Genomic DNA, 25,382 nt, shown 5'->3' with positions numbered 1-25,382 from the left:
ACTTATAGCAAGTTATATTCCCATGGATTCTTCCGGATCTCAACCTTAAAATCATTTTCATTTCTTCTGCTATTGAAGACACTCTTCTTGCAGGGTTTCTTAAATCTGATTAGTTGATAGCACCAATGGATTGGTAACCAGGTATACTGTACAATTTGATGTAGCATAAAGCCACACATTGTCCATAAATTCTACAGTCCAGCTACTATCATGATAGGAATACAATAATAATTTTCGTTTACATACAATTTCTGTCTGGCTAAAAATGTGCGTTTTAAAAGGCACAGACCCCATTTTACGGGACAGGTGCTACTGCTTATCTGTTAAAAATGAGTGATATACACAATAATTGGCTTAATTTTTGGTTTATATTAAGTGTGGCGGATGCTACAAATAAACCTATTATTTAACCTTAAATTTAAAACTTATGGCTTTCAAAGCTAGATTGAATTTTTCGGGCAAGGAGTACGATGTGCTTCATTGCGCCTATGCGTTAAACCGCGATGTAGATGCTAAAGGAAGACCCTCTTCCGGAGTTTACGGCGGTACCATTGATATTGAGATCGAGTCGACCGAAGACACCTCTATTATCGAAGCAATGGTAAACAACCAGTACAAACCCATTACCGGAACCCTTCTGATTAAGAAATCTGAGGAAGATGCCAAAATGAAAGAAGTTGATTTTGAAGATGGCTACATTGTTAAGTATTCCGAAGGAATCAACATTGTGGGCGATCACCCGATGACACTGAAATTCCAGATCTCAGCCAGAAAGCTGAAACTCGGAAACGCAGAGCATTTAAACGATTGGCCTAAAGCGTAAAAGAGGTAGAGGGTAAAAGGTTGAAGGGATAAGGTTAATTAGATACCAGATGCCCAAGACCATGCTCTTCACCACACGCCAACCGCTAACTACAATTCATCTTTTCAAAACATTTAACACTTAAAAAATGGCATTTAAAACCAGATTAACATTAGGTTCAAAGGAATTTGATGTTTTACAGTGCAGCTTTTCATTAAACAGGGATGTAGACGCTAAGGGTCGTCCGTCATCAGGGGTATACGGTGGAACCATCAACATTGAAATCGAATCAACTGAAGATACTTCGGTCATCGAATCAATGGTGAACAACCAGTACAAGCCGCAGTCAGGAACCATCGTCTTCAAAAAAGGTGAAGAAGATGCAAAAATGAAGGAATTAACTTTTGAAGATGGCTACATTATCCAATACAGCGAGGGTATCGCCGTAAATGATAATACGCCAATGACACTTACTTTCGTAGTATCAGCCAGAAAACTCAAACTGGGTAATGCTGAACACGAAAATGACTGGCCAAAGGCATAGTTCTCCACTTGATATCGCCAAAAGTAACGGGTTTTACCTGTTGCTTTTGGTGTATCAAACCCTTTCACTAACAGTGCAAATCTATATTAATTTGCCACTCATGCTCCATTTTTCAAATAGCTTAGCATTTATTTTTTAAAATCATAACTGGAGTTTAGCATATAAAAAATTAACACCTGCCACCTGAAATCAATCTTCACATTTCACCTGGGTAGAAGTTGCAGCGGCAATGAAATTTTAGGGTTTCCCTACCCGTTGCCACTAAGCTTGACATGCATATGGAAAAGAAACTCATCACCGAAATCAATATAGAAGATAAGGCCATTACCCATTTTGCCTCCTTCAGCCTTCAACAAGAATTTAACAGTCACCATTATTTTGAATTGCGGTTTAACCACGACCAGATGGGTGCACCAGGTTTGATTAATTTAAATGATAGTCGGGATTTTGTGGGTAAAACCTTGACGGCATCTTTCGGATATTCACAAGACCAACTCCAACACTTTTCAGGTTTGGTTACCCGGGTAGAGCTGGCGCAAAGCCATGGCTATCATGGCGTATTAATTGTAAGTGGTTACAGTCCCACCATATTGATTGATCGTGGCCAGGATCTGGGCTCTTATCTGGATAAAGATTTGAACGATATTGTAAAACTGGCCACCAGCGATACACCGGCCAACGACCTCAAAATAGTAGCGAATGCCAGCAGGCAATCCACTATAGATTATCTCATTCAGTATAAAGAGAGCGACTGGGAGTTTTTAAACCGCCTATCGGGAGAATATTATGAATGGTTGTACTATGATGGTCAGCAATTGAATTTTGGTAAACCTGATGTGCAGAAAGATGTTGCCTTATTTTACGGCCGGGATGTACATAACCTGCAATATGCGATGGAAGTTGCCCCCATCAAGAATAAACGCTTTGCGTATAACCCTAAACAGGATGAAATGCTGCAAAGCGAAAGCAGTGGTCAGGCCGATGGTAATCCTGATCTGGCACATGCCATCAAGGCTTCTAACCTGATGTACAGCAAAACCTTTAATCAGCCTTCGCTCATCAGGGTAGATAACAATAGTGACATCAAAAGCCATGTAGATAATGAAGAAAAGGCACACATCAGTGACCTTTTAAAAGTGAATGCCAGTGGCGATAATGCCGCATTGGGCATTGGTACCATCGCCGAAATTACCATGAGCATCAGGCAGGAAGTTGCTTTTTTAACAGAAAGCCTGGGCCAGTTTTTAATTACCAGTATCACCCATAACCTGGATGGAACAGGAAAATACCACAATACCTTCGAAGGTGTGGTATCCAATACCGAACGCATCCTGGTGAAAAATTATGATAAACCCAACCCGGATATGCAACTGGCTGATGTGATCGACAATGCCGATCCACAGGGAAATGGCCGGATTAAAGTGAAGTTTAAATGGGCCTGTAAAACTAACGATGTTACTGAATGGCTGAGGGTAATCACCCCAGATGCCGGAAGCAGCGAAAAGGTAAGCAAAAACAGGGGCTTTGTATTTATTCCTGAAATTGGTGACCAGGTTGCGATAGGTTTTGAAGAAGGTAATATTGCCCGGCCAATTGTACTGGGCTCCGTTTTCCATGGTAAAAGCGGAAGTGGTGGTAGTGCAAGCAATAACAGCAAAAGTTTGACTTCTAAAAGTGGGCATACTGTTCAGTTAAATGATGGTGGAGGCATTACGATTAAAGATAAAACAGGCGGCAATCACATTGTTGTCGATGGCGAAAATAAGGTCACGGTAACTTCAAGTCAAACGGTTGTGTTAACCAATGGTGCAGCAGCAATCACACTCGAAGGGGATAAAATTACAATCCACGCATCAGAAATAGAGATTGCAAAAAAAGGAGGCAACTCCGCAAAAATTGATATTAAAGGCGATGCCACAAATATTAATGCTAAAGACACTGTTATTACATCAACCAATAATACCATTTCTGGATCAAACAATAAGATTATAGGAACGAATCATGTAACAGGTGGCAATACTAAAATTGATGGTGGCGATGTATTTATAAATTAATTTATTCATGGGAAATAAAATTATCACAGAAGAAGATTTTTGGATATGTTCGGAAGGTGCAATGCCTTCTCCTTTTCAAGGCACCAGAAAAAGTCTGCATGATAGTTCTGGTCATTTATATATTACAAAATCCGATACCAGTACGATAAGTTGGATTGATTTTGGATGCAAAAAGTATATGCTTCTAATGGCAATAATTGCTGCAATAGCTGTAGTTGTTGCAGTAGCCGTGGGTGTACTAACAGTTGCAACTGGCGGTGCAGGATTGATTTTGTTAGGTGCAGTAGCTGGACTCGTTGGAGGTGCTATTGGTGCTGTTATTGGCGGTTTGCTTTGCGGTCATAAAATGGGGCCAGCCAGAGAATGGGATAGTAAAAAGCCAGATATGATTTTACAAGGTATGCCCGTAATAACGGGGGGATGTACCATGACCTGTAAGGCTGGTGGAACAGTTCAATATGCACCAAATATTAAAAGTTGGATGGGCGCTATTGCCTATGCTGGTCTTAGTTATGGAAGTGAATTGGTTAAATGTGCTTTTGCTGGTGCTGCAGTAGGAACTGTTGGCTCTTTGCTTGGAGTTGGTAGTGTTGCTGTAGCAGGCTCTGGAGGAACGGTTGGAACAGGTATAAGCCTTACCAGAGCTAGCATGGTACTAGCGCGGCCAACGGTTGCGAGCGTTATGAGTAATATTGGTGCAAGTTTTGGTATTGGTGGAGGATGGACTGGAGCTGGTGTAGCTTTAGGATCTAGGGGAATCTTTGGTGCCGAATCTGCCGCCACAACTTATGCCAAAGATGCAGTAGGGGAAAATGGAGAGTCAATAAGTGTTGTAGATAGTTTTGCAAAAGGTGCTTTGCCAGAATACGAATTTGGTAGTCGTATTGCAAATGAGGGGATAAGCGGATTACAGTGGTCTGATGCATTATTGGGATTATATTTGCTTAATCTTAAAGTAGATCCACCAGGTACTTTTAGAGATGCCAATGGAACGCTCAAAAATTCCAGAGGGAATCCCAATGGGTTAAAGACGGGTACAATTGCCAGCGATCCAAGAAAGGTTAAAAGCGGTGGAACAGGCAAAGCTTATGAAGATCATAGACCCTCTCATACTAATGATGCAATTAATGATACTTGGAATAATAACAAAAATAAGAGAACTGGAAAAGTTAAAGATCCTGTATCTAAAGAGGAAATTAATTGGAAACCAGGCGAACCACGAGAAGGTGTCTGGAGCATGGGACATAAACCTGGATATGAATATAGACATCTTCGTAAAGCATATATGGAAGGAAGAATTACTAAAGATCAATTTTTAGAGTATTTTAATGATCCTAAATATTATCGGCCAGAAACACCAGCAACAAGTAGTAAACATGCTCACGAAAGTGATATCTCATTATATGATTTTGACAACTAATAAGTTTAATATATTTAATATAACTATGGAATACGAATTACACAAACTGGCTATTAAAGGTGATAAACAAAAATTGGAAGAGTTACTTCTAGCAGGAGATAAAGATGTAAATGAGAAAAATAATATTGGTTATAGCCCCTTAGCTTTTGCCGTTATAAACGGGCATATTGATGTTGTAAACCTTCTAATCAAATTTGGAGCTGATGTTAACATACAAGATATAGATGGGAAAAGTCCATTACATTATCTAGGTGATGATAATCCAGATAGTGAAGGTAACCAATTAGAGATAGCCAAGTCATTAATTGAAAATGGCGCAAGCATATCGCTATTAGATAACTATAAAAATAATCCATTAATAGCAATCGTATCATACCCAGGTGAAGATGAAGTCAGGATACCTTTAGTAAAACTTTTACTAGAAAATGGTGCAGATATTAACCACCAGAATAAATCAGGTATTAGTGCTCTTGGAATCGCAAAAGATGATAATGACGAGAATTTGATTCTTCTTTTTCAGAAATATGCTAAATAATAATTAAATTTCAATGGAGGGTTTTATTTTTTAAATGATATGTTCTCTATCTTGAAAATCCAATTCTTAGGCAAGTAAAATAAACTCATATGAAAACGAAAAAAGTAACCTACGAGGATTATGAAAAATTGAGTGGAACATCTGATCTTTATTTAAACCAGCTTTTGGATCTTTTTGGTTCGATGAACTGGAAAGAAGGTACATTTCTTTATTTTGAAATAAACAATATCAACGTATTACAATTGTCTTATGAGAATGATAACAGGTTCCTGATAGAAATCACAAATGATGGGGATGAAATGATTTATCTTCAAAAATATGCAACCTATGAGGAAGCTGTGGAATTAATTGAATATTATTTTGAAAATGAAGAAATCGGTTCAACTATTGGCTTCTATGAAGTACCCATTAATACCAAAACTTTAGATGATATTCTTGAAGAAAATAAATAGCTATCCATTTTATAGCTATCCATTTTTAAGTTTCCTAAGCAGCAAGTAAAATGAGTATTCAAAAAATATTGATAAGCGAAAAATTCCATAGGCAATACAAATTGTTGATAGAGACGGAATCGATGATGGTCACTGCCTTAATGAAATCTAAAACAGAGATTAGATACGATTTTTCTGTATTAAATATTGATTCTGAGGGCATTGAGTGCAGGCTTGTACAACTGGATATTTTCATTAAGGAGGCTAATAGTAACCTCATACATGAAGTGGCTGAACTTACAGGTGCTTTTAATCGAATGTTCAATGAGCTTCATTTAAAATTGGATCATAATGGAAGAGTTATTAAAGTTTTAAATATAGAATTGATTTTATCAAAATGGAAGCAAACAAAGATCTTGATGCAACAGGCTGCAAATAAGAGCGACGATTTAAAAGATCTAATTGCACTTAGTGATAGTATGTTTGAGAGTCCTGAAAAAATTCAACACGCTATACAAGCTAACGAATTTTTACAAACCTATTTTGGTCATATTTATGGTGAGAATATACCATCTTCTAAGTCTGATCCTAATAGGACAAATTTTCTTAATACATCATATTTGCCTTTTAAGGTTAGTTTGACAATTGATCAGCAGACATTGAACGATCAAAATATTAAAGTATTAACGAGCTCGGTACCCTATGTTATGCTAGACATGAGTTACAAAAAAAATGCATATAAAAGCTTTGAAGATAAGCTAGATTTAACGAGTCTTAATCCAGTTATCTCCGAAAATAGCATTCATATTATTAATCAAATTTCTGGTATGTTAATCCATTCAGAGATAATTAAAAAGGAGATTGTACATCCTGAGAAGCTTTTTACTAAAATGAATTTTACAATGAGTATAGAAGGTAATTCTAATGAAGCCAAAGAAGAATCTATTCAGAAAAAAAAATCAGAAACAAGATTTAAATTCTTTTAATAATTCGGTTTCATTAACAATGATTCTATTAAATATTTAGCCTTTTTATTATTACTTAAGATGTACACTAATTCAGATTGTGATATAGATTCAAAAGAAACATTGCACCGATGCACATTAAACATTGGAATTTGTTTATTTATTTTTCAACTGGAAAAACATAAATTTGGTGAATTAAAAAGTGATAGTATAGTGATTATGCTAACTGGTAGGAAACCAAAAATACCAGGTAAATGCTTTAATGTTTTTACGTTAGGATTGAAAAGAATAATCTATAGAAAAAGCATTAGAATAGGCATATTTAAAAGCAAACAAATATTAGAAAAGATTTAATATTAATATAATTATCTCGGTTAATCAATATACTAAAATTAGTTAAAATCTTCAAAAAATCGAATCTCTTTCAGCGCGGAAGCTGACACCAATCAAATCACCTTTATGCAAGAAGTGAAAATATCATCAAGATTTCTCTTTAGGAATATAAAAGGGAAATTTAATTCATTTCAGTCTTAGATAAACTAGAGATTTTTGATGGTGAAAAGATAACCTTCAAGAATATTGGTTTCATCAGCAAAAGTGTTATTGTATACAATTTTGACGTAATGGATAACTAAAATTATCTTTGTTACCTCCTCTTAAAAATTATAAAAAGAAATATGATCTATTTCTCTATCTTTCAAAATCCCCTTCATTAACCTTCCGATCTTGACTGCATGCAAAGCCCAGTTCTAAGGCATAACGGTTACATGTTATTGCATGTTTAGTGAAATGGATATTTATGAAATTTAGCTCAAATAAATACAGCCAATTTTCAATCAAAATTCAAAGTATATACGGTCATTTTTTTTAACCGAACCCCTTAATTTACCACTCCAGAGAATAAAATCGCTTTTTATTGTTTGTATACGATAATTAAATCTTTATCACAAAACATTATTATAAAAATGATGTTACGTTCTAGATTTATGAAAAAGCACCACCTCTCCAACAGCCCAACACCCTGGCAGCGGCTCGTCGAAATGCTTCATGCAGAGCGTTCCACGATCAACTATATTTTTATCTATGCCGGGTTCATTGGGATGATCGGTCTTTCGCTTCCACTTGGAACAGCGGCCGTTTTTAATCTCCTGTCTAATGGCTCCATGTATGGCTCTACCTACATTTTAATCACGGCGATTTTAATCGGAATTATTGTTGGTGGCATCTTGTTGCTGGGGCAGCTTAGCCTGGTAGAATTTCTGGAGCAAAAGATTTTTATTAAGGCCGCACTCGATTTTGCTTACCGGTTACCCCGAATCAAGAAAAAGGAGCTCGAAGGCGAAAATCCACAAGAACTGGTGAACCGTTTCTTCGATGTGTTAACCATACAAAAAGGCCTTACGAAGCTCTTAATCGATATTGTAGCTGCTGCGGTATTGATTTTTTTCAGTGCCATACTGCTTTCATTTTATCACCCGGTATTTATTGGATTTGGCTTGTTTACCATCATTTGTATTGCTATTATCATTTTCATTTATTACCGCAGGGGTGTGAATACCAGTATAGAAGAATCAGAATATAAATATGAAGTGGTGGCTTACCTGGAAAATGTAGCTGCTGATTTAGACGCTTACCGTGGTCGATCAGAAAAAATGGATCAGGTGATGACCATTACAGACGAGATTACATCCAAATATATTGGTGCCAGAAATGATCACTTCAGCATTTTAAAAAGGCTGTTTGCCAGTGCAGTCGTTTTGCGCACCATTTTAATGGGTGGTTTGTTGCTGATGGGTTCCTATTTCGTGGTGCAACGGCAAATGACTTTCGGTCAGTTTGTAGCTGCCGAGGTAATCATTGTACAGATTTCTTATGCGGTAGAAAAACTCATGACCAGCTTAAATACCGTATTTGATATGGTTACCGGAAGTGAAAAACTGGCTGTGGTCACTGATCTGGAAATAGAGGAAGGAGCGCAGGAAAATGGTTAATAGAACAAAGAAAATTATCGAAAAAAAGATAGAGGAACATGCTTTATTATCCAAAGCAAAACTCATTTCCTCTAATGGCCCCAGGTTATTTGGCAGGGTGATGATCGGTGTACTAATCCTTTTCATTATCATCTTGCTTTTGCCCTGGAGACAAACCATATCCGGACGTGGAATCGTTACGGCACTCAGACCGGAGGATAGACCACAAACCATTCAAAATCAAATTGGTGGTAGAATTGAGCACTGGGCTGTTCGTGAAGGACAAGAGGTGAAAGAGGGAGACACCATTTTAATTCTTTCAGAAACGAACCAATCCTATTTTAATCCGGATCTTCCAGACAGGTTGAATGAACAACTGGCCGCCAAAAAAGGAAGTGAAATGGCTGCTGAACAAAAAATCTCAGCAACAGACGCACAGATTAATGCCCTAACTAATGGTTTGAGGATTCAGTTATCTGCCGCTGAAAATAATGTGGTGCAGGCGCGTAACACAGTAAGAATAGACAGTGCAGAGCTGGTTGCGGTGAAAAACTATTATCAAACCAGTAAAGCCAGGTTAGAACGTTATGAGGTAGGGTATAAAAACGGACTTTTTTCACTCACCGATATTGAAACACGTCGGTTGAAACTTCAGGAAGACAAAGCTAAAGAAGTCAGTCAGGAAAATAAGCTTAACAGTTCGAGGCAGAGTTTAGCCAATGCCTATATCGAGTTGGATAACATCCGTGCAAAATACAGCCAGTCGCTGGCATCAGCACAATCAGATAAAAGTTCCGCCCTTTCCGGGAAAGCTTCCGTAAGGGAAGAGATCGCGAAGTTGAGAAACGAGATGTCGAACATAAACATCAGGCGTGGATTGTACGTAGTCAGGGCACCTCAGGATGGTTACATTGTGAAAACCCTCAAAGCCGGAATCGGAGAGAACATCAAGGAAGGAGAATCGGTTGCAACCCTTCAGCCGCGCTCACCTTTAGTGGCTGCAGAAATATATGTTGATGCCATGGACGTTCCGCTTATTCTGGATAGCAGTAATGTGCGCCTGCAGTTCGAAGGTTGGCCGTCGGTACAATTTTCCGGCTGGCCATCAGTTGCCATCGGTACTTTTGCCGGGAAGGTTTCTGTAATTGATCGGGTAAGTACAGATGGTAAATACCGCGTGTTGGTGAGGCAGCCTAATCAAACCCCCAAAAACGACGAACCCTGGCCAATCCAGCTCCGTCAGGGTTCAGGAGTATACGGAAGGGTAATTTTAAGAACAGTTCCGGTTTGGTATGAAATCTGGCGACAGCTAAATGGCTTTCCTCCAAGCTTGGATAAGGCACCTACACCAGAAAATATCAATAACAAATAATTGTGGTTTTATTTCAGCCATTACTTAAATCTATGTGGGTTAAACAAAGAACCATTTACAAAATTTGCTTACCAATTTTCCTGTTATGGACTGTATTCAGTTCAGCTTTTGCACAGGAAAAGCTTGATCTCACCCATCAAAAAACTTTCCTGTTAAAGGATTTGCAGGCATTTGTTTTATTCAACCATCCGATAGTGAAGCAGGCTGCATTACTGAGTAGGGAAGCCCAGGCAAGGGTATTTCAATCACTCGGTAAATTTGATCCGGCTTTGATGGCCTCATTCGGAAGGAAAACTTTTGGTGGTACAGATTATTATAATCATTGGGATAGTGAATTAAAAGTACCACTGTGGCTCGCTGGTGCAGATTTGAATGTGGGTTATGACCGACACGTTGGCGTGTATAATAATCCCGAAACCCGAACCAGTAGCACCGGCCTTTCAGGAGTTGGCCTAACCATTCCATTGGGGCAGGGTTTGTTCATTGATGCCCGCCGAAATACCCTCCGCCAGGCTAAAATTATGGTGGGTTATGCTGATGCCGAAAAAGTGGCACAGATTAATGGTGTCTGGTTTGATGTGCAGAAGGATTACTGGAATTGGTACTATGCCTTTCAACAAAGTAGATTTACTCATGAAGGGGTAGAACTGGCACAAAAACGCTTTCAGGCCATTCGGGCACAGGTAATGATAGGAGACAAGCCACCAATTGATTCAGTAGAAGCCGCTATTACGCTTCAGGATAGAAAAATTCAGTTTCAGGAAGCTACCGTAAAACTAATCAACTCCAGGCTTTTATTATCCAATCACTTATGGAGTTCGAATGCACAACCTCAGGAACTTCCTGCTGAAGCAGTTCCTGAAGATATAGCAGAAGCAGAAATGGCCCTGGAAAAATTACGTGTAGATACTTTGCTTCAGCAGGCGACTGAAACACATCCCGAAGTATTAAAAATCAAGAGTCAAACGGCTAAACTTGATATTGAACAAAAATATCGGCTGGAGATGTTAAAGCCTAAGCTTAATATAAAAGGTGCATTCCTCGCCGGGCGAAGAGATTTTTCTGATGTACCCAATGATTATGATTTTCGGTTAGCCAATTATAAGGTGGGCATAGATTTTTCTTTTCCCTTATTTCTTCGGGAAGAACGTGGTAAACTTCGTGAAGTTAAGATTCAGCAAGCTGAAATGGCCTATGGTCTTCAGCAAACCACGCGTGAAATTCAAACGGGCGTAATCACTGCATTTACAGAACTTAAAGCCGTACAGGCTCAGGTAAATTTACTATCCAAAAATGTGGAGAATCAGCGTACATTGGTCAAAGCCGAAGTACAAAAATTTGAACTCGGAGAAAGTAATTTATTCCTCATTAATACCCGGGAAACTAAATTAATGGATATGCAGGTGAAGCGTGCTGAACTGATTTCCAGTTTTCAGAAAGTGATGGCAGATTTATATTATCGTGCCGGAAAACAAAAGCAGTATTAGATCCTGAAAATGAGATGGATATTGTTCATTAAATTAATTCATACCATTAAAACCTGCTTCTTTGTAATGTAGACAATGTTCCGAGCATGAACACGGCATCATCTTTGCTTATGCTCCAACTCAAATTTAAAGCAATAATATTTTAAAAAGATGAAGAACCTACACGTATTTTTCCCGAAACGATCATTATCCTTTTTAGCCCTGGGGCTCCTGTTTTTATCTTCCTGCTCGGAATCACCTACAAAATTTTTCGAGATTACGATTCTGAATACCAATACGATTAAAGACTTTGCCAGTCCGGTGTTGGCTCAACGTCTTGATGCTGAAGCAAAGGAATTTCCAAATATTCCATCAAGTAAGAAAAAGGGTGATGAGGCCGTAAACAGTATAAAATTGAATACTCAATTTCTGGAACAATCCTTAGAAAAAATTAAAAAAGTATCCGCCTCCGGAGATGACCAGAAAGAAATTCAAAAATTAGCTGTTGATTTATATGAATATGTGATTCCGGTTTATAAAAACGAATATCTGGCTTACGCGAAACTTTGCGATACAAAAGGTGATCAAAGTGCCAAAGAGGAGATCATTAAAAATATCGATACCAAATACGGGCCAACTTTTATGCAAAAGCACGATGCTTTAATGGCTAAAGGTAAAGCTTATGCAGAAAAGCACAACATCCAGGTAAGTTGGGGAGAATAGTATAAACATTGGTTTTCACCGGATAAATATTTATCCGGTGACTGGATTATAAACTCTTGCTACTTCCTTACAAAAAGTTGCCTTAATCAAAAAATTCATTTAGGAAGGCAGCAATTTATCAGGTGTAATGGGTAAAGACCTGATTCTTTTACCCGTTGCATTAAAAACGGCATTGGCTATTGCTGCTGCAACGCCCACAATCCCCACTTCACCAATACCTTTTACACCCATTTTATTTGGGATCATGTCAACTTCATTGATAAACATGGCATCTAACTGTCCAACATCCAGATTAGCCGGCACATGGTAATCTGCAAAAGAGCGGATGGCGAAATTTCCGTACCGTGGGTCAATAACTGATTCTTCGGTGAGTGCCATTCCAATGCCCCAGATGTTTCCACCTATAATTTGCGACCGGGCTGTTTTCGGATTCAGAATTTTTCCTGCACCCGTTACGGCAAGAAAACGGGTTACTTTAACCATTCCGGTTAATTTGTTGATGCTTACTTCAGCAAAATTGGCATTAAAGCTATGTGCTGAATATTGTTCGGCTTCTGCAGGGGCTTTAGAACTAGATTGGGTTTCAAAGGCAGCTATCTTTTCTGAGATCATTAAATCATTTGCCGTTGGCCTAACAAAAAATTGTTTATTTGATTTAGCCAGCAGCTCATCCGTAATTTTGGTACAGGCATCATTTACTGCATTGGCAAAACTGGAGGCACCCACTGAACCTACTGATCCGGCAGCAGGTGGAAGGTCTGAATCGCCAATTTTCATGGTAATCAGGGATAGGGGAATGCCCAATCCATCGGCAGCGGTTTGCGCCAGAATGGTATTGGTGCCCGTTCCAAGATCAGATGCTGCAATCTCTATTATGGCATACACCTGGCCAGCCTTTAAGGTAAGTTTAATATTTGCCGAACTGTCTCGCTGGCGGGCCGGATAGGTACCGCAAGCTACACCGTAACCAATTAAATTTTCTCCGGAAAAATGAGTGCCCGGAATGGCTTTACGTTTTTCCCAGCCAAAAGCCTTAGCACCCTCTTCCAAGCATTTTACGGTAGTCCTGGAACTCCATGGTTTGCCATTTGAAGGATCTTTTTTAGGTTCGTTTTTAATCCGCAAAGCAATAGGATCCATCTTTAATTGATGTGCCAGTTCATCCATCGCACATTCCAGCGCAAAGCTACCGGTTGATTTGCCTGGGCCGCGGGTGTAGGTTGGCAGAATCAGATTCATGGGTACTACCCGGTAAGAAATCAAGGAATTGGGTACCTCATACATGATTTTAGAACAATCACCACAGGGTTCGATATATTCTGAATCAACAGCCGTATGTGAAATGGTTTCATGTGCTAAAGTGGTCAGTATCCCATCTTTTGTGGCACCCAAACTAATCTTCTGTATATTTCTTTGCCTTAGCCCAACAGAATTGAACATTTGCTGGCGGGTGAGTACTAGTTTCACGGGTCTATTTACCATTTTAGCGGCAACTGCCGCTAGCACTACATTGGCCCACTGTCCGCCCTTCGAACCAAAACCACCTCCAATATAGGGTGAAACAATCCTTACCTGTTCAGGCCTTAAGTTTAACGTAGCTGCGGCGGCCGTTTGTGCGCCATTGATTATCTGCGAACCATTATAAAGAATCAGGTTTTCGCCTTCCCAAACGGCCACCGTAGCATGCGGTTCCATGGGATGGTGGTGTTCAATAGGTGTTTCGTATGCCTCTTCAATTTTAATTTCAGCCTGTGACAGGGCTGATTTTCCTGCACCCCTCACCAGGTCGGCCAGTTCTTTTCCCTTGGGCATCTCCGGTTTTTTGGCCAGTTCATCAAAATCAATTTTCTCTGTTTTATCCTGCTGATATTTAACCTGAATGAGGTGTGAGGCAGCAGTGGCTTGTTCAAATGTTTCGGCAACCACCATCCCAATATGCTGGCCATGGAAAGTAATTTCGGGCCCTTGTAATAAGGCACCCCCCCTTAATCCACCTTTAACATTTAATTTTGGCGCATTTTTATGAGTAATCACCTGAATTACGCCCGGAGATTTTTCAGCATCGGCAGTATCCATCTCTACAATTTTTCCGGAGGCGATGGTACTTTTAAAAAGCACGGCATAAGCCATATTTTTAGCTGGGTAATCCGTTGCATAAGTGGCTTTACCTGTAATCTTCATGATGCCATCGATCCGGTCTATGCCTTTGCCAATAATTTTGTTCGTATTTTCCATAATGTTCCCGATCTCTTAACCTTTTAAAGCCACTTCAAACGCATGGATTAAAGTCTGTTTACCCATTTCTATTTTAAATTTATTATGAGCAAGTGGTTTGGCCGCACTCATTTCCAAGTTTGCAGCTTTGGTAAAATTCGCCAGCGTAGCCGCTTTATCCTTTAAAAAGGCTTCTGCTTTTAATGCCCTCCAGGGTTTATGCGCCACACCACCCATGGCAATATGTGCTGTTTTAATGGTGCTACCTTGTAACTCAAAACCTGCCGCTACTGAAACCAGCGCAAATGCATATGAATGGCGGTCGCGAACTTTGATATAGGCAGAATGGCCAGCGAAATTATTTTTAGGAAGCTCAATGGAGGTAATTAGTTCTCCGTGTTTTAAACTATTGTCTTTTTCAGGATGATCTTTTGGAAGGAGGTGAAAATCAATAAAAGGAATGCTTCTTTCGCCGCCATTTTGCTGCATCACTGTAACATTTGCGTTTAAAGCCGAGAGCGCGATAGCCATATCTGAGGGATAAACTGCCACGCATTGATCTGACCATCCAAAAATGGCATGCATCCTGTTAAAGCCTTTCATGGCCGCACATCCACTTCCCGGAACCCTTTTGTTACAAGGCATATTGATTTCATAAAAATAACTGCATCGGGTACGTTGCAACAAATTACCACCATTGCTGGCCATATTTCTGATCTGTGCAGATGCACCCGCTAAAATAGCTTTACTCAACATGGGATAATCTTTTCTGATCAGCTGATGATTGGCCGTTTCTGTATTTTTAGCCAGCGCACCAAGGCTTATGCCTGTAGCAGTCGGCTTGATGGTATTTAAAGGTAAGCGACCCAGATCAATGATTTCAGTGGGCTGGGCCACATGTTCCTTCATAAGATCAAGAATATTGGTACCGCCTGCTAAAAACGCTGCATGCGGATGAATTAAACCCAAAGCTTCTGATGGATTTTTTGCTATTGAAAACTTAAATGGTATCATAATCTGATGGGTTGATGTTAGCCTGCAAAAAGCCAGTTCTGTTCGATATTTTTCCCGGTTTGGGCCTCCTTAATGGCGGCAACAATATTAGGATAGGCGCCACAACGGCAAATATTGCCCGACATGCGCTCGGCAATCTCCTCATCTGAAAGCATTACTGCACCGGCCTGTTCCCTGATGTTTGATGTAACAAAACTGGCCTGACCTTCCCTCGCTTCTTTCATCAATGCCACTGCAGAACAGATTTGCCCTGGTGTACAAAAGCCACATTGAAAGCCATCATGTTTTAAAAAAGCCTGTTGCATGGGGTTCAGTTCATTATCTTTTGCCAGCCCTTCAATGGTAATAATTGATTTTCCCTCGCAACTTGCCGCAAGTGTCAGGCAGGAGAGTACCCGGTTGCCATCAACAATCACCGTGCAGGCACCGCACTGGCCATGGTCACAACCTTTTTTTGAACCCGTAAGTCCGATCCGTTCGCGTAACGTATCCAGCAAGGTCATTCGGGAATCAATAAGTACTTTTTTGTTATTTGAATTCACTTTGAAGCTCACATTGATGCCATTTTCTATCGCAGCAGGAATAAGATCCGGAATCTCATCAAACTCAACCGAGCGGGCAAAAAGCTGCTCGGCACCAACCATATGGCTGACCAGCAAACCGGCGGAGGCAAGGCCCATTAATTTTAAAAAATGTCGGCGCTGAAGGCCCGAACGCAATACTTCATTAAGCTCTTCAGGCATAAGGTCGCCGAAAAGCTTTTTTTCTTCAGGGCTAAGTGGTGATGTGTTTTGTTTCATATAGCTGTTTTTGAGATGACAGGAGTGCAGGAGCTGGCTTAAAAGTTATTACCTGTAGAACAACAATAAAAACGCCTGGTTTTGATCAAAATAAAAATGATACGATTGCACCTGAAACAGAATCAGGCCATTACGGATGTTTTATAGAATTGCTAAGTGGCTAAACATTAAGAATTTTTGCCCAACCCCTGAATATAAGCAGTAGGCGTAACACCAAATTCCTTTTTAAAGGCTTTGGTAAAATAAGATTGCGTTTGGATCCCGATTCTGTACATCACCTCAGTCATCAATACATCTTCATTTTTCATAATTTCTATCGCTTTACGAAGTCTGGCTGAACGCACAAACTCACCAATCGATTGCCCTGTAATTGATTTTAGTTTCTGGTAAAGTTTCGTTCTGCTCATGCCAATTTCCTTACATAAGAAATCAATATCCAGTTCAGGGTTAATCATTTGGGCATCAATAATAGCCAGCAATTTATTCATGAAAAGTTTATCCTTTTCAGAACTGACCAGTTCTCTGGGTTGAATTTCCCTGTTTTTTAAATAATGCTCTTTTAATTTTTGTCGCTGTTCAAAAATATTACGGATGGTAATGTGCAACAGATTTGTATTTATCGGCTTAGTGAAATAAAGATCTGCACCAGATGCGGCACCCTCAATTTCAGCTTCTATACTATTTTTTGCCGTGAGCATTAAAAATGGAATGTGGCTGGTTTCTATATTTTCTTTAATGAGGCTGCAAAATTCCGTTCCACTCATACCCGGCATCATCACATCACTAATAATGAGGTCGGGAAGGTTTTGCCGGGCTACTTCCATACCTTTAATGCCATCTACAGCCTCCAGAATGTGATATTGATTGGCTAATGCATGCTTTAAAAAATTGCGCAACTCATCATTATCATCTACAATTAATATCCTTTGTTTTTCATTTTGATTGTTTGCCACGACAGGAATGGTTGTTTTGTGATCAGCTTCCACCTGGTACATGATGCTTTCGAGTCGTGTTCCGCCAGCTGTATCACTTCGGGTAAACAACTCATCCATTTGGTAATCGCCTTTAAGCACCGGAATCCCGATCATGATTTCCGTTCCTTCATTTCTTTCGCTTGATACTTTAATCAAACCCTTGTGAAGTAAGGTCAAACTTTTAACAAAGGCCAGACCAACGCCAGAACCCAGATGTGATTCTGTTATCCGGTAATAGCGTTCAAACAAGTGCTGGATAGAAGCCTTTGAAATACCAATTCCGTTATCAATGACCCTGAAATAAACATATTCCGTTCCCTTATAATCACTTTCAATATTGAGTTGATTGGCAAATAATGGCATAACATCCTCTATAGAATGAAGGATCTGAATTTTTAATGTACCATTAGCTTTCGTATACTTCAATGAATTATTAACCAGGTTAAGGATAATTTTTTCGATAATCTGTCGGTCGAACCATATTTCTGTTGGTAAAGGATCTTTCTCAACGGAAAATATTATGTTTTTATCAGCGGCCATTTCCTTAAACTCTTCTGCAATTTCATCAATAAAAAGGTTAAGGTTTCCGGCTGTAACGTTTAGTTTTAGCGCACCGGCAGCCGTTTTTCTAAAATCCATCAGCTCATTAATTAACCTGAGCAGGCGGTTGGCGTTGCGGTGGATGGTGTTGTAATAGCTTTGAAAAGATTCCTGTTTATCTTCATTCAGCAAACGCTCAATCGGACCCAGGATGAGGGAAAGTGGTGTTCGGAACTCGTGAGAAATATTAGTGAAAAACTGAAGTTGGGTCTGGTGGATTTCTTCCCGCTTTTCTTCCTCAATTTTTCTCAGTTCCAGTCTGCGCCTGAAGCTTAAGGCCAGATAGGTGAAGTAAACAGCTGTACCAATGACCAGTAACCTGAACCACCAGGTGGCCCAGAAGGGTGGAGCAATGCGCACTTCAATGGCTACGCCAACGTTGTTCCAAATGCCATCATTATTGGATGCCCGAACTTTAAAAATATAGGTGCCCGGATCAAGATTGGTATATACCGCCTGTCGGCTATTGCCAATATTAATCCATTCTTTGTCTTCACCTTCCAACTGGTAGGCGTATTGGTTATTTTCACTTGATACGTAATTCAGTGCTGCAAACTGAAAGGTAATTGTTGCCTGATCGTAGTCCAGCTTGAGCTTTCTAGTATAGCTGATATCACTTTTCAGGATGTTTTCATCGCTTTTCGGGGAGATCACCTTATTAAATATTTTCAGCTCGGTGAGGTATACCGGAGGCACAAAGGCATTGGTTTTAATATCCTTCGGGAAAAAGGAATTAAACCCATTGATGCCGCCAAAAAACATTTCACCGCTTTTAGTTTTAAGATAGGCATTGGATTCAAACTCCTGTCCCTGCAAGCCATCTGCCATGTTGTATTGCTTAAAGGTCTGTTTCTGGGGATGATATTTAGTCAGGCCATTTGCGGTAGAAATCCATAAATTTCCCTGTTCATCTTCTGTAATCCCCTTAATGAAAGCGGTGCTAAGTCCAGCTTTTTGAGTAGCCGGTACAAATTTATTTTTGCTTGCATTAAAGTGATAGAGTCCGGCCTGGCCGATCCATAAATTACCTTTAGCATCAACAAAGATTACCCGTAAATCAGGTTTTTTGCCACCTTCAGTAAAATAGTGACTAAATACTTTGGTCTTGAGGTTGTACCGGTTTAAACCACCATCATCTGTACCAATCCAGAGGTTTTTATTTAAATCTTCGTTAATGGAAACGATGTTATTGCCGGTTAAATGTGTACCATTTGCACCATCTGTAAACCTTTTAAATCTATTCGTCGCGGGATCAAACAAGTTCAGTCCACCGTAATAGGTTCCAATCCAGATATTGTGTTCACTATCTTCAAAAGATCTTTGAACATAATCTGAAGAAATGGAATTAGGGTCGCTGTCCTGGTGCTGGTACCGGGTAAAGGTTCCATTTGCATTCATCCGGTTTAATCCTCCGGCCCAGGTACCAATCAGTAATCCGCCTTTGGTTTTGGTAATGTCTAAGATGGCATCGGCACCTATTGTTTTAGCATCAAAAGGGCTAAATTTAAAATGCTTAAAAACCTTACTTTTTTTATTGTAAATATCCAGTCCGCCGCCATCCGTACCAATATAGATCTCTCCGTTATCTGCTTCATAAAAAGCTCTGACATCATTATAGCTTAAGCTGTTTTTATCGGGTTCCTGCCTGAACAAGTTAAATTTTTCCGCCTGTGGGCTATAAAGATTTACACCTCCACGATGTGTACCCACCCAAAGATTACCTTGTTTATCTACAAAAAGAGCCGAAACGGTTCTTTGAGAAAGGCTGAAAGCATTACCTGCCTGATTCTGATTATGGGTAAAATTTCCTGTCTCTGGATCAAAGTGATTTAGCCCGCCGTTAACGCCACCTATCCATACCTTGTTTTGATGATCGAATGCAATGGCCCTGACTAAATTGCTGCCAATGCTATTGCGGTTTTTCTCTTCATGCAGGTAGGTTTTAAATGAATTATTAGCTATGTTAAAATGAATCAGGCCATTTTCTTCAGTCGCCATCCAAAAGGAATCGTCTTTGGCTTTTTTAATCGTCCTGATTTTATAGTTATTTAATTTAGGTAGAGCAATACCATTTGTTGTATTTAAAAGTTCAACACCAGCGTCGCTGGCAATCCAGAGTTGACTACCTGGATCGGTATAAATATCATTGATAAAATCTTTTCTCGTACCTATATGTTGCGTATTTCCGAAGGCATATTGCTTGAGGTTTTGCTGCTGGTTAACCTTAAAAAGACCACCACCATAAGTACCCACCCAGATGCCTTGTTTATTTTGCGCAATTGCAGTGATGATATTGCTATTCTGCCCGGAACCTGGGTAATGGGCGAACTTGTTTTGCTCCGGATTAAATTTATTCAGACCGTTTGAAGTTCCGATCCAGAGATTTTTGTCCTGATCTTCTAAAATACACCTGATGAAGTTATCGCTGAGACTTCCGGCTTTCCCCGTGCTTTTAAAGGCGGTAATCTCATTGCCATCATAACGGTTCAGGCCATCTCTTGTACCGAACCAGATAAAGCCACGGCTATCTTGAAAAATGCACTCGATGGTGCTGTTTGATAAACCATTTTCTACATGAATGTGCTTAAACTTTAAATTTTGTCCGTAGCTGTTTAGGGCAAGCGTAACGCAGAGAAAAGAGAAAATAAATTTAACTATACGGATCATTCTTGTGCTTCGCCAGACGCAATTTTTTTGAAATCAAATGTAATTCATTTTTCAGCAGCTTACGTATACTTTACATGGTTTATAGGTAAATAGGGCGATATTATGACGATTAGCACAAAAAAAATGGACGATAGCACAAATCAAAAACAGGGATAAAGGCTTTATTTGTGGCCATAATTCTAACCGATATTTCTATGCAGATGATTACAATTTTCTTCAAGAGTAACAAGCGAATGTTTATGCTATTACTATTGATTTTTACCCATGGATATCTTTTCGCTCAACAGGCCACCATTACCGGCGTGGTGAAAACTGCTCCAGATAATTTGGGGATGCCTGGGGTAAGCGTTCGATTAAAAGGAACGGCTACCGCAACTTCAACTGATGGAAACGGAAATTTCACCCTTAAAATTCCATCGAATGGAATTTTAGTATTTACCGCTGTAGGTTACAAAGTGCAGGAAGTTCCGGTTTCTAAATCAATCAGTTTAACCATTACCCTGATTGAAGATGCTTCCACTTTAAATGATGTGGTTGTAGTGGGCTATGGTACCACCAGAAAACAAGATTTAACGGGTTCGGTTGCTGTAGTTGGCGTGAAGGACTTTCAGAAGGGAAGCATTACTACGCCAGAGCAAATGCTTTCGGGCAAGGTTTCAGGGGTGGCCATTACTTCCAATAGCGGTCAGCCAGGTGCAGGAAGTACCATCCGGATTCGCGGAGGTTCATCCTTAAATGCCAGTAATGATCCTTTATTCGTGATTGATGGCGTACCCTTAGAAAATGGTGGCGTTTCTGGTGCTTCCAATCCCTTAAGTTTCATCAATCCAAATGATATTGAAAGCTTTACGGTATTAAAAGACGCGTCGGCAGCAGCTATTTATGGTGCCAGGGCATCTAACGGGGTCATCATCATCACCACCAAAAAAGGATTAAGCAATAAGTTGAAAGTGAGTTTCAATTCAGTTAATTCCATTTCTAAAATTGTAAAACAATTGGAGGTATTGAGTGCTGATGAAATCCGTTCCATTGTAAATTCAAAAGGAACTGCTGCACAAAAAGCACAATTGGGTAGTTTTAATACCAATTGGCAGGACCTGATTTACCAGGATGGTTTCTCTACTGATAACAACTTAAGCATAAGTGGCGGAATCAAGAAATTGCCTTATCGCATCTCTGTAGGGTACCAGAGTCAAACAGGTTTATTAAGAACCGATCAGCTGGAAAAAACTTCTGCGGCACTGGTACTCAACCCACGCTTTTTTGATAATCACTTAAAGGTAGATTTAAACTTAAAGGGCAGCATGCAAAAAACAAGATTTGCCAACACCGCTGCCATTGGTGGCGCGGTAAGTTTTGATCCTACGCAAGCCACTTATACCAACCGATCAGCATACAATGGCTATTGGGAATGGTTAGATCCAACCAGTCCTACGGGTTTGGTTAATCTGGTGGGCCGCAATCCGGTTGGTTTGCTGGAGCAGAGAGCAGATCGGGCTAAACCCATGAGAAGTATTGGTAATTTACAACTGGATTATCAGTTTCCATTTCTCCCGGAACTACATGCTAATTTCAATGCTGCTTATGATGTGGCTACCGGAAAAGGAACTGTTTATGTTGACCCGAATGCAGCCGAATCTATTTTAAGCAATGGGGTAAGCAATCAATATAAAACCAACAGGCAAAATACCGTAGTTGATTTTTACCTGAACTATGTGAAAGATTTTAAATCAATCAAGAGCAGGATTGATGCTACAGCTGGTTATTCTTATAATGATTATTTAACTACGCAATATTTCTATCCGGTTTTTGATGCCCGGGGAAATAAAGTAGCCAATTCAGATCCGGCCTTTCCATTTAATAAACCTCAATATCGCCTCATCTCTTATTTTGGCAGGTTTAACTACAATTATGATGAACGCTTTTTGTTAACAGCAACAGTTCGCCGTGATGGATCATCCCGTTTTGGCCCGGCCTACAAATATGGTACTTTCCCATCTGTTGCCTTAGCCTGGACCGCTAAAAATGAAGCGTTCTTAAAAGATGTTAAAGCCATATCCAACCTGAAAGTTCGTGCCAGTTATGGTATTACTGGTCAGCAGGATGGAATTGATAACTATGGCTACCTTTCCACTTATGGTTTAAGTTCGCTGAATGCACAATATCAGTTTGGCGATACCTTTTACCAGATGTACCGCCCAAGTGCTTACATTTCCAATATTAAATGGGAAGAAACTGCAACTGCCAATGTCGGGCTTGATTTTGGTTTATTTGATAACCGCATTAGTGGTAGCCTGGATGTCTATCAGAAGAAAACCAGTGATCTGTTAAACCGGATTCCGCAACCTGCAGGAACCAATTTCGCCGCTACGGCAATTGTAAATGTAGGTGATATGAAGAATGAAGGAGTGGAGATGACGCTGAACTTTAATCCGGTAAAAGAAAAAGATTTCAACTGGGATTTCAGCGTAAATGCCACATACAATAAAAATACCATTACCAATTTAACCGTAGTTCCGAACGATTCTAACTATGCAGGCTTTCCAAGCGGTTCAATAGCAGGTGGTGTAGGCGGACAATTCGTATTTATAAATGCCGTTGGCGGACCGAAAAACACCTTTAACCTTTTTGAACAGGTGTATGACCAGGCTGGAAATCCGATTGAAGGTGTCTATGTTGATCAAAATGGCGATGGTGCCATTACCGCCAGCGATTTAAAGAAAGGTAAACAGGCAGACCCGAAATTGTTCCTCGGTTTCAGTAATAACTTAAGCTATAAAAAATGGAACCTCTCCTTTACCCTGAGGGCGAATTTAGGTGGTTACGTATACAATAATAATTACAGCCAAAGCGGTAACCTGGCACAAATTACGGGTACATCAGTTATCCTGAATGCATCACCAAACTACCTCACTACCAATTTCAAGACACAGCAATTGTTAAGTGATTATTATGTTCAGAATGCATCATTCCTGCGGATGGATAATATTAACCTGGGTTATGCCTTTGGAAAATTATTTAAAAGCAAAGCCAATTTGCAGCTAACCGCCAGCGTGCAGAATGTATTTGTAATCACCAAATATAAAGGCCTTGATCCTGAGGTAGCTTCAGGAATAGATAACAACATCTATCCACGGCCTCGTGTGTATTCTATAGGCCTAAACCTCAATTACTAACGATTTATATTGAAATATGATGAACCGTTTTAATCCAAAATATATGAAACTACGTGTTTTAAAAATGTTCCTGCTGGTTTGCATCACCTCATTCTTGATGGTTTCCTGCACCAAACTGGATCTTACACCAACCAATGATTTAATTGCCGATAATGTATACACCAGCGTAAGCGGTTATAAACAGTCATTGGCCAAGGTTTATGGTGCCTTTGCACTTACCGGAAATGCCTCTGTTGGCCAGCCCGATATCCCCACTGAAATTATTAAGGATGAGGGTAACTCTGATTTCCTTCGTTTATACTGGAACTTGCAGGAGCTCACCACAGATGAGGCTGTTTGGTCATGGCAAAGTGATGCCGGGATTCAGGGTTTACATGAAATGAGCTGGTCATCAACCAATGCAATCATCAACGGGTTGTATTACCGTTCCTACTTTCAGATTACCTTGTGTAATGATTTCATTAACCAATCATCAGATGATAATTTAAGCAAACGAGGAATTACAGGAGCAGATGCTGTAGCGGTGCGGAAGTTCAGGGCAGAAGCACGTTTCATCAGGGCATTTCAGTATTCGGTTTTAATGGATCTTTATGGAAACGTACCAATGGTAACGGAGCAAACGCAGATTGGTGGTAAAGATTTGCCATTACAGATGCAGCGTAAAGAAGTGTTCAACTACGTAGAGTCAGAACTTAAAGCCATAGAAACCGAACTGGCTCCGGCCAAAACCAACGAATATGGTCGTGCAGATCAGGCGGCTGACTGGGCACTGTTGAGCCGGATTTATTTAAATGCTGAAGTATACACTGGCACGCCGAGATATACTGATGCCATTACCTATTGTAATAAAATTACGGGTGCAGGTTATGCCTTGCATAACAATTACCGCGAATTAACCATTGCTGATAATCATTTGAATAGAGATGAATTTATTTTAACCATTAACTACGATGGTACCAGTACACAGAATTATGGCGGTACCACTTACCTGATGCATGGTCCGGCTGGTGTACCTGCTGAGGTTTCTGGTTCTAGCGGAACCTGGGGCGGGTTGCGCATTACGCAGCAGTTTGTGAATCTTTTTGCAGATAAAACAGGGGCGACAGATAGCAGGGCACAGTTTTATATGAGCGGACAAAATCTGGAAGTGAATGATCTGTATACCTCTACTGATGGCTATTCGAGTACCAAATACCGAAACAAAACCCGTTCAGGTGGACCGGCACCTCATCAGGATGTAGCGAAAGATTTCTCTGATATCGATTTCCCGCTTTTCCGTTTAGGCGAAATTTATCTCACTTATGCAGAATCTGTTTTAAGAGGGGGTACTGGCGGAAGTTTAAGTACTGCTTTAGGTTATGTGAACCAATTGCGCACAAGAGCTTACAATGGAAGTACCGCAGGAAATATTAGTTCTGGCGCTTTAACTACTGATTTTATTCTGGATGAACGCGGAAGAGAACTTTGGTACGAAGCCTTCAGGAGAACCGATTTGATTCGCTTTGGTAAATTTACCTCGGCTAACTATTTATGGGCATGGAAAGGTGGTACCCGAAACGGAACGGCGGTAAATACCAGATTTTCATTGTATCCACTGCCTCCGACAGATCTATCTGCCAATCCAAACCTTCGTCAAAATCCTGGTTATTAATTAA

The 25,382-nt window shown here is 40.0% G+C and carries 17 protein-coding genes; 13 read left to right on the top strand and 4 right to left on the bottom strand.

All coding sequences use genetic code 11. From position 1 onward, the window contains the following. Positions 1–427 precede the first annotated feature (427 nt). From tssD (CBW18_RS07595) to CBW18_RS07540, 11 genes are all read left to right on the top strand, one after another. Positions 428–823: a type VI secretion system tube protein TssD gene (gene tssD, locus CBW18_RS07595; RefSeq protein ID WP_029288480.1), complete on the top strand. Its 396-nt coding sequence runs from the start codon at positions 428–430 to the stop codon at positions 821–823. Positions 824–950: 127 nt separating this feature from the next. Continuing rightward, the gene (gene tssD, locus CBW18_RS07590; RefSeq protein WP_088300686.1) at positions 951–1,346 is read left to right on the top strand and encodes a type VI secretion system tube protein TssD; all 396 of its coding nucleotides are present in this window, start codon (positions 951–953) and stop codon (positions 1,344–1,346) included. A gap of 278 nt (positions 1,347–1,624) precedes the next feature. After that, a complete protein-coding gene (locus tag CBW18_RS07585; RefSeq protein WP_088301329.1) occupies positions 1,625–3,400 on the top strand; it encodes a type VI secretion system Vgr family protein in 1,776 nt (591 codons plus the stop codon). Positions 3,401–3,407: 7 nt separating this feature from the next. Beyond that, on the top strand, positions 3,408–4,820 hold the full coding sequence (locus CBW18_RS07580) for an HNH/ENDO VII family nuclease (protein WP_088300685.1): 1,413 nt from the start codon (positions 3,408–3,410) through the stop codon (positions 4,818–4,820). Positions 4,821–4,845: 25 nt separating this feature from the next. Continuing rightward, positions 4,846–5,355: an ankyrin repeat domain-containing protein gene (locus CBW18_RS07575; protein ID WP_172406469.1), complete on the top strand. Its 510-nt coding sequence runs from the start codon at positions 4,846–4,848 to the stop codon at positions 5,353–5,355. Between the two features lie 89 nt (positions 5,356–5,444). Then, the gene (locus CBW18_RS07570) at positions 5,445–5,807 is read left to right on the top strand and encodes a hypothetical protein (protein ID WP_088300683.1); all 363 of its coding nucleotides are present in this window, start codon (positions 5,445–5,447) and stop codon (positions 5,805–5,807) included. A gap of 50 nt (positions 5,808–5,857) precedes the next feature. Further along, entirely contained in the window at positions 5,858–6,772 is a 915-nt protein-coding gene (locus CBW18_RS07565) for a hypothetical protein (RefSeq protein ID WP_088300682.1), read from the top strand. 965 nt (positions 6,773–7,737) lie between these two features. Beyond that, positions 7,738–8,742 carry an ABC transporter transmembrane domain-containing protein gene (locus CBW18_RS07555; protein WP_088300680.1) on the top strand — a complete coding sequence of 335 codons (1,005 nt, stop codon included), beginning with the start codon at positions 7,738–7,740 and terminating at the stop codon, positions 8,740–8,742. Further along, positions 8,735–10,093, top strand: a complete 1,359-nt coding sequence (locus tag CBW18_RS07550; RefSeq protein ID WP_088300679.1) for an HlyD family secretion protein — start codon at positions 8,735–8,737, stop codon at positions 10,091–10,093. The genes CBW18_RS07555 and CBW18_RS07550 overlap by 8 nt, the downstream gene beginning before the upstream one ends. A gap of 32 nt (positions 10,094–10,125) precedes the next feature. Then, the gene (locus tag CBW18_RS07545) at positions 10,126–11,580 is read left to right on the top strand and encodes a TolC family protein (RefSeq protein WP_088300678.1); all 1,455 of its coding nucleotides are present in this window, start codon (positions 10,126–10,128) and stop codon (positions 11,578–11,580) included. Between the two features lie 150 nt (positions 11,581–11,730). Then, positions 11,731–12,282 (top strand): hypothetical protein, encoded by a 552-nt coding sequence (locus tag CBW18_RS07540; RefSeq protein ID WP_088300677.1) that lies wholly within the window; start codon positions 11,731–11,733, stop codon positions 12,280–12,282. A gap of 99 nt (positions 12,283–12,381) precedes the next feature. On the opposite strand, the gene CBW18_RS07535 is transcribed toward CBW18_RS07540, so the two are convergent. From CBW18_RS07535 to CBW18_RS07520, 4 genes are all read right to left on the bottom strand, one after another. Next, positions 12,382–14,517: a xanthine dehydrogenase family protein molybdopterin-binding subunit gene (locus CBW18_RS07535; protein ID WP_088300676.1), complete on the bottom strand. Its 2,136-nt coding sequence runs from the start codon at positions 14,515–14,517 to the stop codon at positions 12,382–12,384. A gap of 15 nt (positions 14,518–14,532) precedes the next feature. Then, positions 14,533–15,510: a xanthine dehydrogenase family protein subunit M gene (locus CBW18_RS07530; RefSeq protein ID WP_088300675.1), complete on the bottom strand. Its 978-nt coding sequence runs from the start codon at positions 15,508–15,510 to the stop codon at positions 14,533–14,535. A gap of 17 nt (positions 15,511–15,527) precedes the next feature. Further along, a complete protein-coding gene (locus tag CBW18_RS07525) occupies positions 15,528–16,310 on the bottom strand; it encodes a (2Fe-2S)-binding protein (RefSeq protein WP_088300674.1) in 783 nt (260 codons plus the stop codon). Between the two features lie 167 nt (positions 16,311–16,477). Next, a complete protein-coding gene (locus tag CBW18_RS07520; protein ID WP_088300673.1) occupies positions 16,478–20,551 on the bottom strand; it encodes a hybrid sensor histidine kinase/response regulator transcription factor in 4,074 nt (1,357 codons plus the stop codon). A gap of 239 nt (positions 20,552–20,790) precedes the next feature. Between CBW18_RS07520 and CBW18_RS07515 the strand changes: the two genes are divergently transcribed. Beyond that, positions 20,791–23,727 (top strand): TonB-dependent receptor, encoded by a 2,937-nt coding sequence (locus CBW18_RS07515; RefSeq protein ID WP_253248985.1) that lies wholly within the window; start codon positions 20,791–20,793, stop codon positions 23,725–23,727. Between the two features lie 43 nt (positions 23,728–23,770). Then, positions 23,771–25,378, top strand: coding sequence for a RagB/SusD family nutrient uptake outer membrane protein (locus tag CBW18_RS07510; RefSeq protein WP_088301328.1), 1,608 nt, complete (start codon positions 23,771–23,773; stop codon positions 25,376–25,378). Positions 25,379–25,382 lie beyond the last annotated feature (4 nt).

This window comes from Pedobacter sp. AJM, assembly GCF_002197755.1.
Lineage (GTDB): Bacteria > Bacteroidota > Bacteroidia > Sphingobacteriales > Sphingobacteriaceae > Pedobacter.
This window is presented reverse-complemented; position numbering and strand designations above follow the sequence as displayed.

Coding starts and splice junctions, on each gene's coding strand:
- CBW18_RS07565 (WP_088300682.1), top strand. CDS start 5,858: ATGAGTATTCAAAAAATATTGATAAGCGAAAAATTCCATAGGCAATAC.
- CBW18_RS07540 (WP_088300677.1), top strand. CDS start 11,731: ATGAAGAACCTACACGTATTTTTCCCGAAACGATCATTATCCTTTTTA.
- CBW18_RS07515 (WP_253248985.1), top strand. CDS start 20,791: ATGCTATTACTATTGATTTTTACCCATGGATATCTTTTCGCTCAACAG.
- CBW18_RS07555 (WP_088300680.1), top strand. CDS start 7,738: ATGAAAAAGCACCACCTCTCCAACAGCCCAACACCCTGGCAGCGGCTC.
- CBW18_RS07570 (WP_088300683.1), top strand. CDS start 5,445: ATGAAAACGAAAAAAGTAACCTACGAGGATTATGAAAAATTGAGTGGA.
- CBW18_RS07525 (WP_088300674.1), bottom strand. CDS start 16,310: ATGAAACAAAACACATCACCACTTAGCCCTGAAGAAAAAAAGCTTTTC.
- tssD (WP_088300686.1), top strand. CDS start 951: ATGGCATTTAAAACCAGATTAACATTAGGTTCAAAGGAATTTGATGTT.
- CBW18_RS07545 (WP_088300678.1), top strand. CDS start 10,126: ATGTGGGTTAAACAAAGAACCATTTACAAAATTTGCTTACCAATTTTC.
- CBW18_RS07520 (WP_088300673.1), bottom strand. CDS start 20,551: ATGATCCGTATAGTTAAATTTATTTTCTCTTTTCTCTGCGTTACGCTT.
- CBW18_RS07530 (WP_088300675.1), bottom strand. CDS start 15,510: ATGATACCATTTAAGTTTTCAATAGCAAAAAATCCATCAGAAGCTTTG.
- CBW18_RS07535 (WP_088300676.1), bottom strand. CDS start 14,517: ATGGAAAATACGAACAAAATTATTGGCAAAGGCATAGACCGGATCGAT.
- CBW18_RS07510 (WP_088301328.1), top strand. CDS start 23,771: ATGAAACTACGTGTTTTAAAAATGTTCCTGCTGGTTTGCATCACCTCA.
- CBW18_RS07550 (WP_088300679.1), top strand. CDS start 8,735: ATGGTTAATAGAACAAAGAAAATTATCGAAAAAAAGATAGAGGAACAT.
- CBW18_RS07580 (WP_088300685.1), top strand. CDS start 3,408: ATGGGAAATAAAATTATCACAGAAGAAGATTTTTGGATATGTTCGGAA.
- CBW18_RS07585 (WP_088301329.1), top strand. CDS start 1,625: ATGGAAAAGAAACTCATCACCGAAATCAATATAGAAGATAAGGCCATT.
- tssD (WP_029288480.1), top strand. CDS start 428: ATGGCTTTCAAAGCTAGATTGAATTTTTCGGGCAAGGAGTACGATGTG.
- CBW18_RS07575 (WP_172406469.1), top strand. CDS start 4,846: ATGGAATACGAATTACACAAACTGGCTATTAAAGGTGATAAACAAAAA.